Genomic DNA, 14545 nt, shown 5'->3' with positions numbered 1-14545 from the left:
ACCAACCTTACCGCTACCACGCAATACCGTGCGGTCGTACAAAGTGGAACGTGTGCGGAAGTGACTTCTGCCACGGCAACCATTACCGTAGATCCTACTTCGGTAGGCGGAAGCATTGCGGGAAGTACCAATGTATGTACAGGAACAAATTCAACCACACTGACATTAAGTGGAGAGACAGGAAATATCATCCGTTGGGAAAGTTCTACCGATAACTTTACCACTGATACCGATATTGCCAATACCACCACTACCTTAACAGCGACCAACCTTACCGCTACCACGCAATACCGTGCGGTCGTACAAAGTGGAACGTGTGCAGAAGTGACTTCTGCCACGGCAACCATTACCGTAGGAGGAGTAGTTAACTTAACTATAGATAATATTACAGTAGACAACATTGTCAATGCAACAGAAGCAGGAACAACCATTGCAGTAACCGGAACGGTAGGCGGAGATTTCAATACCGGCGACACTGTAACATTAGTGATCAACAGAAACAGCTATACCGGAACAGTAGATGCCAGTGGAAACTACAGCATAAATATTCCGGGCTCAGACTTAGCAGCTGACACAGACACAACTGTAAATGGAAGCTTCCTATCGACTAAATCTTGCTTTGCGAACACTAATCATGTTTATAATGTAGACACGACGGATCCAGTTCCTACCATTAGTGTAGACAACATCACGGCAGATAACATTGTCAATGCAACAGAAGCAGGAAACACTATTGCAGTAACCGGAACGGTCGGTGGTGACTTCAATACAGGCGACACGGTAACCTTAATAATCAACGGAAACAGCTATACCGGAACAGTAGATGCCAGCGGAAACTACAGTATAGATGTCTCAGGCTCAGACTTAGCAGCTGACTCAGACACGACTGTAGAGGCAAGTGTTACTACTACTGATACTGCTGGAAATACTGCTTCTGCTACTGATACTCATCTGTACAATGTAGATACCACACCTCCTACCCTTTCTATTATCATTAATAATATCACTTCAGACAATACCATTGACGCAGTAGAAGCAGGAACTAACATCCCTGTGACTGGAACTGTGACTGGTGACTTTAACACAGGTGATACTGTAACCTTAATAATCAACGGAAATACCTATACAGGAACGGTAGATTCCAGTGGAAACTACAGCATTGATGTAACAGGTTCTGACTTAGCAGCTGACTCAGACACGACTGTAGAAGCAAGTGTTACTACTACTGATACTGCTGGAAATACTGCTTCTGCTACTGATACTCATTCATACAGTTTACTAGACTCTGATAATGATGGAATTCCTGATATTACCGACATTGATGATGATAATGATGGAATTTTAGATACCGATGAAGGAGATGGCAACATAGATACTGATGAAGACGATATACCTGACAGTCTTGATACTGATAGTGATAATGATGGGGTTCCAGATGTTATTGAAGGAAATGATGATAATAGTGATGGGATACCTGATAGCCTTCCTTCTGGAAATGACTCAGATGGAGATGGTTTGGATGATACTTATGACACAGATAACGGAGGCACTCCTGTAGACATTTCTGATAATGATGGAGATGGTATTCCAGATTTTCAAGATATTGATGATGACAACGATGGTATTAATACTTCAGATGAAAATCCTGGTGACTCTGACCCAACAACCAACGATGCTCTTGATACCGATGATAATGGTATTCCCGACTATCTGGATCCTAACACAAAACCATGTGGTACTCCCTATAACATCATGACTCCTGGTAGTGATGGTGATAATGATATTTTCTTCATCTCTTGTATAGACAGACCTGAATATAGTAATAATACTGTTGAGATTTTTAACAGATGGGGTAACACTGTATACAAAGCTTCTGGCTATAACAATAAAGACGTTGTTTTTAACGGAACTTCTAATGGAAGAACAACAATTAATGTTGATGAAAAATTACCTTCAGGCACCTATTTTTATGTTATCGATTTAGGTGATGGATCAAAACCAAAAGTAGGCTGGTTATACATTAATAGATAAAAAAAATAATATGAAATTAAAACACTTATACACATTAATATTCTTAATACAAATATTAATAAATGTAAATGCTCAACAAGATCCTCAATATACTCAATATATGTATAACACTATGAGTGTGAACCCAGCATATGCTGGATCAAGCGGACATACTATAATAAATGCTCTTGCAAGAACTCAATGGGTTGGTATTGAAGGTGCCCCAGACACTCAAACGCTAAGTTTCGATACTCCTCTAGGCTTTAGCGGTGTTGGGCTAGGTATTAACCTTACTAATGATAGAATAGGCCCTGCCAATGAGGTTTTTCTGGATATCAATGCTTCTTATACAGTTCGTACCAGTGATGAAGGAAATTTGGCTTTTGGGTTGAAACTTGGAGCAAGACATTTATATGTTGATTGGAACAAAGGCCTTGTTAAAGATAGAGACGATAAAAGTTTAACTGGAAACATTAACAGGTTTTTACCAACTATTGGAGCCGGTATTTATTACTACACTTCTAACTGGTATTTGGGAGCAGCTATTCCTAACTTCATTAACACAGATCATTATGATGACTCTAATAATGGAGGTGATATCGCAAAAGAACGAATGCACTTATTTTTAATTGGTGGGTATGTATTTAATTTAAACGAAAATATTAAGTTTAAACCCGCATTTTTAACAAAAATTGTAAATGGCGCACCTTTATCCTTAGATGTATCGGCTAATTTTCTTTTCAATGAAAAATTTACAGCAGGTATAGCTTGGAGGTGGGATGATTCTATTAGTGCTCTGATAGGACTTCAAGCTTCTAGAAATTTACATATAGGATTAGCTTACGACCTCACTACCTCTAATTACAGTAACTACAATTCTGGAACCTATGAACTAATGATTAAATGGGAAATATTCAAAGAACTAGCAATGAAATCTCCTAGATTCTTTTAAATTATAAAATGAAATGAAAAAAGCAATACATTTTTTACTTATAATAGTATTTATACCAACCACCATTAACAGCCAACGAAAGTATGCTGCTAACAGATATTTTGAAGAGTTTTCTTACAAAAAATCTGCTGAATTATATCAATCCATATACAACAAAGGAAATAATTCTTATACTGTATTAAGTAGATTAGGAGACTCTTATTACTTTAACTTTAAATATGTTATGGCAGAAAAAAACTATCAAGAATTAATGAAATTATACGAAAACTCTGCTAAACCCAAGCATATATTTAGATATGCCCAAGTTTTAAAAACTAATGGTAAAATAAAAGAATCTGACAAGTGGCTATTAAAATTAAATAAAAACGATAGTCGTGTGAAGGCGTTAGAAGAAAACACTAATTATTTTGTTGAATACTCTAATCGAGAAAAGACATATATAAACATCCACAACCTGTCTAGTAACACTTCTTATTCAGACTTTGGTGGGCATATTCATAATGATCGTTTATACTTTTCTTCTACCCAACCCAAAACAGAAAAAGACAAAAAACTCTATCGATGGAATAATCAACCATATTTAAACATTTATAAAGCAAAACAAAGTAACGATTCTATTAAATTTTTGGATGTAGGTAAACCTATCATTCTTGAAGAGTTAAGCTCTAAGTATCACGAATCAAACATTGTTATTTCTAAAGATGGAAAAACAGCTTATTTTACCAGAGATAACTTTGATGGCAAGCGATTAATAGGGGATGAAAATAATATCTCTCATCTTAAAATTTATAAAGCTACTAAAAGAGGAAAAATTTGGGAAGATATAAAAGAACTGCCTTTTAATAGTAATAGTTTTTCTTGCGGACATCCTGCCCTTAGCCCTGACGAAAAAACACTTTATTTTGTTTCTGATATGCCAAATGGCTACGGAGATACTGATATTTATAAAATAGCAATTTTAGAAAACGACACCTATGGAAAACCTGAAAACCTTGGTAAGCCTATTAATACAGAAAGTAAAGAAATGTTTCCTTTTATAGGAAATGATAATGTTCTGTATTTTTCTTCTGATGGACATATTGGCTTAGGAGGTTTAGATGTTTTTGAGGCAAAAATCACTAGTAACTCTTATACAAAACCAGTAAATTTAGGAAGCCCTGTAAATGGTTCTTTTGATGATTTTGCTTTCATTATTAACGACAAACATACTCAAGGTTACTTTTCTTCCAACAGAAAAGAAGGTAAGGGAGATGATGATATTTATAGTTTTAAAATATACGATTGTAAACAAAATATTAAAGGAGTTATATCAGACTCAAGAACAGGTAACCCTATTCCCAATGCTACCGTTCAGCTTATAAACAAACAAGGAGAACCCATTTTGACTAAAACAACCAAGAAAGATGGTAGTTATTTATTTGAAAAAATAGATTGCGAAAAGAGTTTTGTAGTCGTTGTTTCAAAAAAAGATTATCGAAATTCTCAAAAAAACACAAAAACACTTGATGTCAACAAAAGGTTAATTACTGAGAACATCCAGCTTGAATCTTTAATAGTAGATGATCAAATCATTATAAAACCTATTTACTTCGATTTTGATCTATATAATATTCGTGAAGATGCCGAATACGAGTTAGAACATATTGTTTCTGTCTTAAAAGACAATCCTAATATCAACATAATAATTGAATCTCATACCGACAGCAGAGGTTCGAAAGCATATAACAAATTATTATCAGACAAAAGAGCCAAGTCCACTAGAGACTATATATTATTAAGAGGTATTTCTTCTAAAAGAATAAAAAGTGCTATTGGTTATGGCGAAGAACAGTTGTTAAACAATTGTAACGACTTAAAACAAAATAAGTGTACCGAAAAAGAACACCAACTAAACAGAAGATCATATTTCTATATAGAAAAAAAATAATTTGTATTAGTTAATTTATGAGTCATTCTAAAATCCATTGATAACATATTTTTAATTAAGTGTTTTAGTTTTATATAGAGTGTGTCTTAGAGAGCAATGCTGACAGATAGCTATGTGGTAGGTTGGTTTGCACATAGGTATATAGCTGTTTTGCCGTATAATTGCCTTTTTCATATTTCTTGATGGCTGTTGTAATTTTCTTTTGATAGGTCGCTTTGCGCTTTCTTGCGTTTTGTTGCGTTTGTCGTTGCGCTTTTTCTATTGCCTTTTTTTCCTGATACTTTACATGGGTTTTCCAAACTTTGTGTAAACCAAAAAAGCCTATTTCATGGGTTTGGGTACGTGTTTTATCAAAATACAACGAGGAGTACAATGCGGTTACTTGTGATTTGATAAACCACTTGCGAGCAAACTCTAGTTTCCAACGGTATTCTTTGAGTTTTTGAATTAGGGTTGTCTTTTGAGTGATGTTTGTAAATAGTTCGTTGTTTAGGTAATTGATGGCTTTTTTCCTTTCGCCTACATAGACATTGTGTTGTTTCCACAATTTTGCAGATGTTTTGATACAATCTTGTAGTAAAATTGTCTTAAATTCTTCAGTAGTTACATTGGCGTAGAGTTCTATTTTTTGCAAATAGTCATAACGCAATCCTTTGTAATTATCATACACACCGTCTGCGAGTTCTTGCGCTAGTTCTCTATCGTCTTGCAATCGAACTAAAAAATTATGCGTAAGCGGGCTGTTTGTGCCTTGACTTGTTTTTTCTTGTTTTAAAAAATCAGGCAACAAGGATTTGACTGCTTCGGAAGTTTGGCACGGGCGAATTGTTGTTTTCTTACTTATCACTGTGGTGTTCTTGTAGAAGCCGTCCGCAGGACAGGTAAATTCTTCCTTTTGAAATCCTGTGTTATGTACACAGTCTTTTATTTCTTTTTCTTTTAATAAAAAGGTTCTAGTAGTATCATTATTATCTGGTAATTCTTTCCAGTTCTCCTGTTTAAAAAATTGGTTTTCAATTCTTTTGGGTTTTGGTGGATTTCCGTCTAAAATTGTTAGAATTTCAGGATGGAAATTAACGGTTATGGGTTTGTATTGATTGGTATATGTATAGTTGATTAAGATGTTGGCTTCTCTAAGTCGTTTGATGTGGTTTTGCGCTGTCTTTTTGCAAATAGCGAGCTTGGTATCTCTGCGATGGTATGTGTCGCTAATTTACGATGGTCTATGGTTAGCTTTGGTAAGGCATTTTTTAATACACTGGTTGGACGATTCATTTCTAAGAGATATGAATTGCGTTGTTTTAACTGGGCGATGTAAAAGCCTACCAAAACATAAAAATAAAAGCTCTGTAGAGTACTTGATGGTTGGTTTGCGCTTTTTTGCGATATAGTTTGCGTTTTTTTGCGCATTGAATTTGACTACAGCCTTGTTGTAAGTAGTTGTAAATTCACTACGGTATTTTTTTGTAAAGTCTGCGACTTGTTGAACTAGTGTTGGAGTACTAGGAGTTATGACCATTTTGTTATACTCAGCTATGGCTTTGTTATATTCTACAGCTTGCTGATTATAGCTATGTACATATTGACGGTAGTTATCCATCGTGCTTTTCATTGCGCTTCTATCTAAAAAAGGATAGTTGATATAATTATAGTGTTTGCTTGTTGCTTTTTCATAGTCTTTTCCCTTTTTTAAAAGCAAATACCCGTGTTGGGTATTAAACTCCTCTACGGATTTGTTGTATTGCGCATTGTTTAGCTTATTGCGTTGTGCATTGTCTTTAAATAGCTTGATGGCTAGTTGGGTAATGGCATCCAACGTTGTATTTTGTAAATACTTATGTACTTTTTGATTGTACAATCCTATCGCTGTTAGCGATACATTACTTTTTTTCATATCTTTGAGGTTCTTAAAAGGTTCTGCGTCCTTGCAGAATTTTTTTCTTTTTCATAGCAATTTTTTAAACGGTTAGCTGTCACTAACCTTTTTTTGTACCTTTGTTTTTCTAATACTTAGTAAGTGCTTTTAACATTGCACAATATTTTTATAATACTAAGTTTTATGTTGTGAATATAAGTTTGGTGGTTAGTAAAGGAGCTAATCACTAAACTTTTTAGCCTATTGTTACAATATACTGTAAATCAATATTTTTTTCATAAATTGCATATGCGATAAAGATGTTTATAACACTACATTAGTGTTATAAAAAACTAATCATTAAACTTTAATAAAAAGAGTAATTCATAATAAAATAAATGGTTTACTCTTTTTTGTGTCTTTAAAGCTTTTTTTTAAGTAACCCACAACCTGAATGTTGTGAGCTACTTACAATAAGTGCTTACTTATCGCTGTAGTGTTTTTGCGCTTTTTGCGTTTTCTTTTTCATGGTTATTGTTCAAAGCTCTCTACTATCTTTTCTAAAAATTGAATTTTTGGGATATAGTATTTACCGTCTTGAAAGATTGCTTGAATGGTGTTTTTATGGATGCGGTTTTTAACCGTGTTAGGATGTACTTTTAAATATTTTGCGCAACCATCTACAGTAAGCATGGTATCATTGGCATTAAAAATGGTTAAGGCTTTAAGGTTTACTTTTAATAAGTCTGCTTGGGTCATATTCAATTTTTAAATTTTTGCTATTTTTTATTTTCTGCTCACAAACACCAATAATCTATCGTTAATTGCTATATTCGTGGACAATTATGATGCAAAAATAAAATCAATTGTCAACTTTTAGAATAAATTGTGGATAAAATAATTTAAAGAAATTGATAAGATGTTGAAAACCAGTTCGGAAATTTTACAGGAGTTATTAGACCATTTAGGTATCAAAGCTAACCGCTTATCGGTTGAGATTGGAGACAATAGTAATTCTCGTATCTATTATGTAAGAAATGGGAGGAGTAAAATAAGTCCAAAACTTGCCAAAGCGATTACTAATAGATATAAAGAGATTAACTATATGTATTTACTTACGGGAGAGGGAGAGCTTGTGAACAAGGATATTATGGTCAATGCGAATGGGAATGTTTTTGTGGAAAAACCTGATGGTAGTTTTAACGTAACTACACGATTGATTCCTTTTGATGCCTATTCTTCTTTTTTAGAAACACTAGATGATGCAAATGTGATTTATGAGTGGGAGGAAGTGACTTTTAATGTAGAGAAGTACGGTCGTGGTAATTACGAAGCATTTAGAACTAAAAATGATAGTATGAACGGGGGAGGAATTAATGATACGCCTAACAGAGCTTTGGTATTGGGTAGAGAGCTTGGACGCCATCATTGGATGAATGGATTTAACCCTACTTTATACGGGTGGATAATTCTTTCTAAGCACAATGTTTTTCACAAGGATATTATCGGACTGGATAAAGAAAACGGGACGATTATTTGCCATAGTAGAAATAAAAGTCCCGAGTATTCAGATTTTGAGTTAGGCCTTAATGAGGTATATCAAATTTTTAAGGTAATTAAAAGAACGTTTTAACCCCAAGTAGTATTCATGTAATCAAATACAGAATCTTGACTTGTTTTTTTATACTTAGCTAAAGTTTCTGTATTTCTTATCCCTGTAATCTTCATAATGATGTGGTCAGGCATTCCTTTTTCTGAAGACAATGTTATAAACGTTCTTCTTGCTGTATGACTGACTACCATTTTCCATTTTTCCTGATATTCTACTTCTTTCTTATTTCCCCTATGGGTAGTTTTCTTTACTATATTATTAATTTTAGCCCTCATACATACTTCCTTAATGTATGGATTAAATTTTTGTGTAGACATTTTAGGTATCTTCCAATCAAACCTATCCAACAATACTCTTAACTTATTATGCAAGGGAATAAAACTTTCTTTTTCTGTTTTATCTGCCCTTTTGATTATTATTTCTCCTTTTTTAGTTTGTACAATATCTTCTTTTTCAAAAACAGAATAATCCGAAAAGCGTTGTCCTGAATATACTCCTATCAAAAAAATATCTCTAGCTCTCTGCAAAACTTCACTTCCTAAATAAACCTTTTCTATTTTCTTTATTTCTTCGTCTGTCAAATGAACATCATCAGTATCGTATTCATCAACTGGATTTGTTAACTCCTGAATTTCAATTTTATAATTTTTTCTTACCCATTTTAAAAATGTGAATAATAAATTAACATGCCTATATAATGTATTGTCTGATTGACCTACTTTTGGAACTATAGACTTTATTTCTTTAGCTTTTTTCTTGTCTACCAAGTTCGGGAAATCACGTAAAAAACCGCAATAAGCATCTAACCAATTTTCGTTTAAATCTGTAAAAACTGTTTGCCTTTTTTTATAAACATCGAATAAGGTTATCTTATTCTTTAAATTGGTGTATTTCTTCTTCCAATTATCCGACACTCCACCTCCTTTTTTCTTATTTTCAATAAATACTTCAATAGCATCTTTGACATTAAAAGGTATCTTATCATCCTTATAATTTGCATTAAATTTTTTCTCAAAAATTAGTTTTAAATCTTCTCTTGTTAAATGTCGGTTTTGAATTTTAAAATCAGAAATAGTATCTTCTAAATGTTTCCTATAATTATCCAAAACAAGAGCTATTTGTTTATTCTTTTTTCCAGATGCTCCACGTTTTAATTTTGGGTATCTGGCAGAAAAATCCCAATCCGCAGGAATTATTTTTTGTCCTGTACTGTATTTGAAGTTTTTCTTTTCAGCTTTTAAATGATAAATTAAATCAATTACTGTAGCTTTGTCTGACTTGGGTTGTTTAAGATAAAAATACATAATTACAATTTTTCCCAAATATAACAAAAAGGGAAAGATAACGGGAAAGAAAAACTATTTTTAACTGTATTTACACAAAACAACAACACATAACAACTCCCTACTAAACCTATGTTTTATTGAGTTTTTGAATTTCCACACACAACCACAAACAAATAATTCGAGCCCATGTGGGACCACCTTTAAAGCATCAACATTTAGTTGGTGCTTTTTTGTTTTTTACTAATTACTTAAAGGGGATTCTATTAATTTTTAATTTATCTTTTTTTCAATCATCTTCAAAACCAAAACCTACAGACAACTCATTTTCAACACTCAAGAAATAAAAACACATATTTTTTTCGTATCTTTAAGTCACTCCTCGAAAATATTTTTTCTAAGAATAAATAAATTATCAATTTACTAGCGATTTAATTTTTACAACATAACCAACGTGTTGAATTAATCATCAACAAACAGATAGAATGAAACAAAACTAACATTTACAACTCTTCATTAGTTACAGCACTCTTAGTAAACCTTTATCGCGCAAACTTTATAGAGATGACTACTAAAGAAACCGAACTTAAAGAAAGTATAGGCTTGTTTGCTACAAAAAAAGAGCCCAGGAAGTCTTTCGCTACTTATCAAAGAAATCAAAATAAATTCTACCTCAGCACTTTAAACTTAATTGATAGAAAAGCAGCTATTATGCTAAAAGTAAACGCTACAATACTTTCAGCCTCTGTTATTTTCTTTAACTATATTACTGAAATTAACTTCGGTATTAAAATTGCCATTATTTTAATTATAACATCGTTTACATCTTTAATATTCTCCATATTAGCTTCTAAACCAAATAGCTTGGCTTTCTACAAGAGATTTAAAAAAGATGTTGTTTCTAAATACAAGAAAAGAGAAGAAAATCTTTTTATGATTGGTATGTCAAGCGGTAAAACTTTAGAAGAATATGAAAAAGCTTACAACAAAGTTTTAAATAGTCAAGAATTACAAATAGGGAATAAAGTTAGAACTATGTTTTTATTAGAAAAAGAAATGAAACGTGGGTATTTTTATTTAGAACTGGCCTATAGTAGTTTTTTAATAGGACTTCTTATTTTAATTATAGTACTCTTTTTTGCTAATGTTTAAGTTTTTAATAAAAGTTTATATTCTTTCGTTTTCACTAAAAAAACTAAACGTTTTATGTTAAACTCACTCTTTTAAAATGACAAATATCATTAAAAAAAAACCTCTAAATCAATATTTTAGCTTCAACTTAATTAATTGTTTTTATCATGAAAGTACTTGTATATAGTTCCAAAAGTTTTGAAATACCTTACTTAAAAGAAGCTAATAAAGAGAAGCTTCAGCTAACATTCATAAAAGAAGCTTTATCATTAAAAACAGTAACATTGGCTAAAGGGTATGATGCCATATCTATATTTGCAGCAGATGAAGCTGATTCCCTTATCATAAAAAAATTGGACAGTTTAGGAATTAAGTATATAACTTTAAGATCGGCAGGATACGACAATGTAGATCTAAAAACTGCCTCCAACCTCAATATTAAGGTAGCTAATGTACCTGCTTATTCTCCTTATGCTATCGCCGAACATGCTACCGCGCTTTTGTTAGCTTTAGATAGAAAGTTGATTGAATCTAACAAACGTATTAGTAATTTTAATTTTGCTCAAGAAAACCTTATTGGCTTTGACTTAAACAATAAAACAATAGGCATTATTGGAACAGGAAAAATAGGCTCTGTTATGTGTAAAATTATGCATGGGTTTGGATGCAAATTATTGGGATATGATATTAAAGAAAATAAAGAGTTAGCGGATTCTTATCAGCTACAATATGTAACTTTAAATACTTTATGTAAAAAAGCAGATATTATTTCTTTGCATACTCCTTTAACCACCGAAACTTATCACTTAATTAACAATGATTTAATCTCTAAAATGAAAGAAGGCGTCATAATTATCAATACAGCTAGAGGTGCCATTATAAATACAGAGCACATAATAGCAGGATTAGAAAACGGAAAGATTGGTGCTTTAGGTATTGATGTATACGAAAAAGAAAAAGGTATTTTTTTTAATAATAACTCTAAAAAAGCACAAAAGGATAATCTTTTAGTAAAATTAATAGCAATGCCAAACGTACTTATTACAGGTCATCATGCCTTTTTAACCTATGAAGCTATAACCAACATTGCTAATACCACCATTTATAATCTAAGCTGTTGGAACAACGGAAGAACAACAGAAAATGAACTCAGTTATAATACTTTTTAAATAAAAGGCTTATTTCTTATAAATGTTCTTTAAATACTTTTTACCTCCTTTTTTATCTAAAATTTCTAAATCGTATCTTATCCTTATTTTGGTGCCAATTGGCGCGTGGTAATAAATAACCCAAGCATCAGCCTCTTTCGTTCCGATGCAACCATTAGAATATGCCTTTCCTAAAGTTATAGGATTAGTTGTTGGATGTATCATTTGACCATTACGCAAACCATTTATCTCGGTTTCAATAAAAGGAATTTGAGGTAACTTAGTTATTTTATTATCATCTCTTCTAGTTGTTAAATATTCAAGATTATTTACTGGATTTACATATCGCGGCTTACGTTCATAATTTATGATAAAACCTTTTCCTGTTTTGGTTTTTAAATCCTCAACCCTATCAGACATTTTTAAGTACTTTTTTTCATTTCTCCCTACTCTTACAGGAAAATCATACAATTTTAAAGAATCTTCATATATTCTAAGTTTAAATTCAGGAATATTAATATCTATTCTAGTTTTCTGAAAAGAATCAAGCATCTCTTTTGCGGTTATAGAATCAGGAATAATTATCGATGCTCCTTTTGGCAATACAATCATTTTTTTTTGACTAAAAACAAAAGAATCTAAAGCTTTCTTTCGATAATAATCGGTATTTTGAAGTGTATCTATTATCCAAGAATTAGTTCGAACTAAAAGATGTTCAGTCAATTTATATGATACTAAAGAATCATACCTTTCAACAATGGAGTCTAAGTACTCAAAGTAGTTTTCTACAATAATATTACGATCAATTTTTACCTTAATAGGTAAAATAGATTGAACCAAAACTTTAGTACTCATCCTTTCTTCCTCTCTTTTTTTTTCGGGATAGTATTCTTTTAAAACAATCAAAAAGATAAGAACTAAAGCCAATTTAATAATCTTAAGCATTTTCAAGTTTTGTTTGTGTTTACATATTTCGTAATAAAGATATGTTTATAGTTAGAGATTTTAGATGATAATTATCATTTTTATAGTATAATTTTCATTATTTTTAATAATAATTAATTGATATACATTCAATTACAACATTAAACTCAATTTATGCTACGTTTTAATTTAATGATTAAGCAGTTGAAATCTTTTTTTATAGAAACTGGTGAGTTAGCTTTTTTTACCGCTCGTTTCTTTAGAGAGGCTTTTAAACGACCTTTTGAGTTTAAGGAGTTAATGTTGCAATGTTATCAAATAGGTTATCGTTCGTTACTATTAGTTAGTATTACTGGTTTTATAATAGGTTTGGTTCTTACTTTGCAAACTCGCCCAACTTTAATGGAATTTGGTGCTGTATCTTGGATGCCTTCTATGGTTGGTATTTCAATTATAAGAGAAATAGGCCCTATCATCACTGCTTTAGTATGTGCAGGAAAAATAGGTTCTGGTATTAGCGCCGAATTAGGTTCTATGCGTGTTACCGAACAAATAGATGCTATGGAAGTTTCTGGCATAAATCCTTTTAAATACTTAGTAGTTACTCGAGTTTTAGCCGTTACCCTCATGCTCCCTTTACTAGTAATTATAGCTGATACTGTTGCTTTGTTTGGGTCTTTTTTAGTTGAAAGCACAAAAGGAGATGTCTCTTTTATTTTGTATTTTAATCAAGTATTTGATGCTATAAAGTTTGGAGACGTAGTTCCAGCTACAATAAAGTCGTTTTTCTTTGGAGCTGCAATAGGAATTATTGGTTGCTTTAAGGGGTATAACTGTAAAAAAGGAACCGCTGGTGTTGGTAAAGCTACAAACACAGCTGTAGTAACTGCTTCTTTATTACTTTTTATTATTGATTTTATAGCTGTTTTTGTAACTGATATCTTTTTTGAATTATGACAAATACCCTTAACAAAAAAGTAGTTCTAGAAATTAAAGACTTATACAAAGCCTTTGGAGATAACCATGTGCTTAATGGGTTTAATATGCAGCTTTATGAAGGCGAAAATTTAGTAGTCATGGGAAAATCAGGGTCTGGAAAATCGGTTATGATTAAATGTTTAGTAGGATTAATGGAAGCTGATAAAGGTATTATTTCAGTGATGCATCATGATATAACTAAACTAGACCAAGAGGCATTAGATATTTTACGTACCGACATAGGTTTTCTATTTCAAGGTAGTGCGCTATATGACTCTATGACTGTCCGTGAAAATTTAGAATTTCCATTGCGAGGCCGTACAAGAAAAAATAAAAAATTAATTGATACTGAAAAACTGGTTATTGAAGCTTTAGACAATGTTGGATTGACACACACAATAGACATGATGCCTTCTGAATTGTCTGGAGGTATGAAACGACGAATTGCTTTAGCACGAACCCTTATTTTACAGCCAAAAATTATTTTATATGACGAACCTACAAGTGGACTGGATCCTATTACTGCGAAAGAAATTATTATCTTAATGCAAAATATTCAAAAAAAATACAATACCTCGTCACTTATTATTACTCACGATGTTGATTGTGCTCGAGTTATTTCAGATAGAATGATATTACTTATTGATGGCATCGACTATGCTACAGGAACATTTAAAGAATTATCTAACTCTGAAGACCCAAAGATTAAAGCTTTTTTTAAATAG

General features: G+C 32.1%; 13 protein-coding genes. 8 read left to right on the top strand and 5 right to left on the bottom strand.

The genetic code is table 11. From position 1 onward, the window contains the following. The 3 genes from C8N27_RS15475 to C8N27_RS15465 form a co-directional block, all read left to right on the top strand. On the top strand, positions 1-2031 hold a 2031-nt coding region (locus tag C8N27_RS15475), incomplete at its 5' end, for an Ig-like domain-containing protein (protein ID WP_147431755.1). Between the two features lie 10 nt (positions 2032-2041). After that, positions 2042-2962, top strand: a complete 921-nt coding sequence (locus C8N27_RS15470; RefSeq protein ID WP_121148674.1) for a PorP/SprF family type IX secretion system membrane protein — start codon at positions 2042-2044, stop codon at positions 2960-2962. A 13-nt stretch (positions 2963-2975) separates the two neighbouring features. Continuing rightward, entirely contained in the window at positions 2976-4889 is a 1914-nt protein-coding gene (locus C8N27_RS15465) for an OmpA family protein (protein WP_121148672.1), read from the top strand. A 70-nt stretch (positions 4890-4959) separates the two neighbouring features. On the opposite strand, the gene C8N27_RS15460 is transcribed toward C8N27_RS15465, so the two are convergent. The 3 genes from C8N27_RS15460 to C8N27_RS15450 all read right to left on the bottom strand — a co-directional run bounded on the left by C8N27_RS15460 (position 4960) and on the right by C8N27_RS15450 (position 7503). Further along, on the bottom strand, positions 4960-5736 hold the full coding sequence (locus tag C8N27_RS15460) for a hypothetical protein (RefSeq protein WP_121148670.1): 777 nt from the start codon (positions 5734-5736) through the stop codon (positions 4960-4962). A gap of 366 nt (positions 5737-6102) precedes the next feature. Then, positions 6103-6783 carry a hypothetical protein gene (locus tag C8N27_RS15455; RefSeq protein WP_121148668.1) on the bottom strand — a complete coding sequence of 227 codons (681 nt, stop codon included), beginning with the start codon at positions 6781-6783 and terminating at the stop codon, positions 6103-6105. Between the two features lie 492 nt (positions 6784-7275). After that, positions 7276-7503 carry a helix-turn-helix domain-containing protein gene (locus C8N27_RS15450; RefSeq protein ID WP_147431754.1) on the bottom strand — a complete coding sequence of 76 codons (228 nt, stop codon included), beginning with the start codon at positions 7501-7503 and terminating at the stop codon, positions 7276-7278. 160 nt (positions 7504-7663) lie between these two features. On the opposite strand from C8N27_RS15450, the gene C8N27_RS15445 reads away from it, so the two are divergent. Then, positions 7664-8377, top strand: a complete 714-nt coding sequence (locus C8N27_RS15445) for a hypothetical protein (RefSeq protein WP_121148664.1) — start codon at positions 7664-7666, stop codon at positions 8375-8377. Here the strand turns inward: C8N27_RS15445 and C8N27_RS15440 are convergent. After that, positions 8374-9660 carry a tyrosine-type recombinase/integrase gene (locus C8N27_RS15440; RefSeq protein ID WP_147431753.1) on the bottom strand — a complete coding sequence of 429 codons (1287 nt, stop codon included), beginning with the start codon at positions 9658-9660 and terminating at the stop codon, positions 8374-8376. The genes C8N27_RS15445 and C8N27_RS15440 overlap by 4 nt on opposite strands. 543 nt (positions 9661-10203) lie before the next feature. Between C8N27_RS15440 and C8N27_RS15435 the strand changes: the two genes are divergently transcribed. Both C8N27_RS15435 and C8N27_RS15430 read left to right on the top strand, forming a co-directional pair. Further along, positions 10204-10791 carry a Pycsar system effector family protein gene (locus C8N27_RS15435; RefSeq protein WP_121148660.1) on the top strand — a complete coding sequence of 196 codons (588 nt, stop codon included), beginning with the start codon at positions 10204-10206 and terminating at the stop codon, positions 10789-10791. A 146-nt stretch (positions 10792-10937) separates the two neighbouring features. Beyond that, on the top strand, positions 10938-11939 hold the full coding sequence (locus tag C8N27_RS15430) for a 2-hydroxyacid dehydrogenase (RefSeq protein ID WP_121148658.1): 1002 nt from the start codon (positions 10938-10940) through the stop codon (positions 11937-11939). A 9-nt stretch (positions 11940-11948) separates the two neighbouring features. Here the strand turns inward: C8N27_RS15430 and C8N27_RS15425 are convergent, their stop codons facing one another. After that, complete coding sequence (locus C8N27_RS15425; protein WP_121148656.1) at positions 11949-12863, bottom strand: L,D-transpeptidase; 915 nt, start codon at positions 12861-12863, stop codon at positions 11949-11951. Between the two features lie 153 nt (positions 12864-13016). On the opposite strand from C8N27_RS15425, the gene C8N27_RS15420 reads away from it, so the two are divergent. Both C8N27_RS15420 and C8N27_RS15415 read left to right on the top strand, forming a co-directional pair. Next, positions 13017-13799: an MlaE family ABC transporter permease gene (locus C8N27_RS15420; RefSeq protein WP_028892235.1), complete on the top strand. Its 783-nt coding sequence runs from the start codon at positions 13017-13019 to the stop codon at positions 13797-13799. Further along, complete coding sequence (locus tag C8N27_RS15415; protein ID WP_028892234.1) at positions 13796-14545, top strand: ABC transporter ATP-binding protein; 750 nt, start codon at positions 13796-13798, stop codon at positions 14543-14545. Before C8N27_RS15420 ends, C8N27_RS15415 begins: the two co-directional genes overlap by 4 nt.

Origin of the sequence: Tenacibaculum discolor (assembly GCF_003664185.1) — a bacterium.
Classification (GTDB): domain Bacteria; phylum Bacteroidota; class Bacteroidia; order Flavobacteriales; family Flavobacteriaceae; genus Polaribacter; species Polaribacter discolor.
The sequence above is the reverse complement of the archived record's forward strand: the minus strand, read 5'-3'. Positions and strand labels throughout refer to the sequence as shown.

Bases quoted from the DNA above. Each gene is read 5' to 3' on its own strand.
- C8N27_RS15470 (WP_121148674.1), top strand. From the start codon at position 2,042: ATGAAATTAAAACACTTATACACATTAATATTCTTAATACAAATATTA.
- C8N27_RS15465 (WP_121148672.1), top strand. From the start codon at position 2,976: ATGAAAAAAGCAATACATTTTTTACTTATAATAGTATTTATACCAACC.
- C8N27_RS15455 (WP_121148668.1), bottom strand. From the start codon at position 6,783: ATGAAAAAAAGTAATGTATCGCTAACAGCGATAGGATTGTACAATCAA.
- C8N27_RS15450 (WP_147431754.1), bottom strand. From the start codon at position 7,503: ATGACCCAAGCAGACTTATTAAAAGTAAACCTTAAAGCCTTAACCATT.
- C8N27_RS15445 (WP_121148664.1), top strand. From the start codon at position 7,664: ATGTTGAAAACCAGTTCGGAAATTTTACAGGAGTTATTAGACCATTTA.
- C8N27_RS15440 (WP_147431753.1), bottom strand. From the start codon at position 9,660: ATGTATTTTTATCTTAAACAACCCAAGTCAGACAAAGCTACAGTAATT.
- C8N27_RS15435 (WP_121148660.1), top strand. From the start codon at position 10,204: ATGACTACTAAAGAAACCGAACTTAAAGAAAGTATAGGCTTGTTTGCT.
- C8N27_RS15430 (WP_121148658.1), top strand. From the start codon at position 10,938: ATGAAAGTACTTGTATATAGTTCCAAAAGTTTTGAAATACCTTACTTA.
- C8N27_RS15425 (WP_121148656.1), bottom strand. From the start codon at position 12,863: ATGCTTAAGATTATTAAATTGGCTTTAGTTCTTATCTTTTTGATTGTT.
- C8N27_RS15420 (WP_028892235.1), top strand. From the start codon at position 13,017: ATGCTACGTTTTAATTTAATGATTAAGCAGTTGAAATCTTTTTTTATA.
- C8N27_RS15415 (WP_028892234.1), top strand. From the start codon at position 13,796: ATGACAAATACCCTTAACAAAAAAGTAGTTCTAGAAATTAAAGACTTA.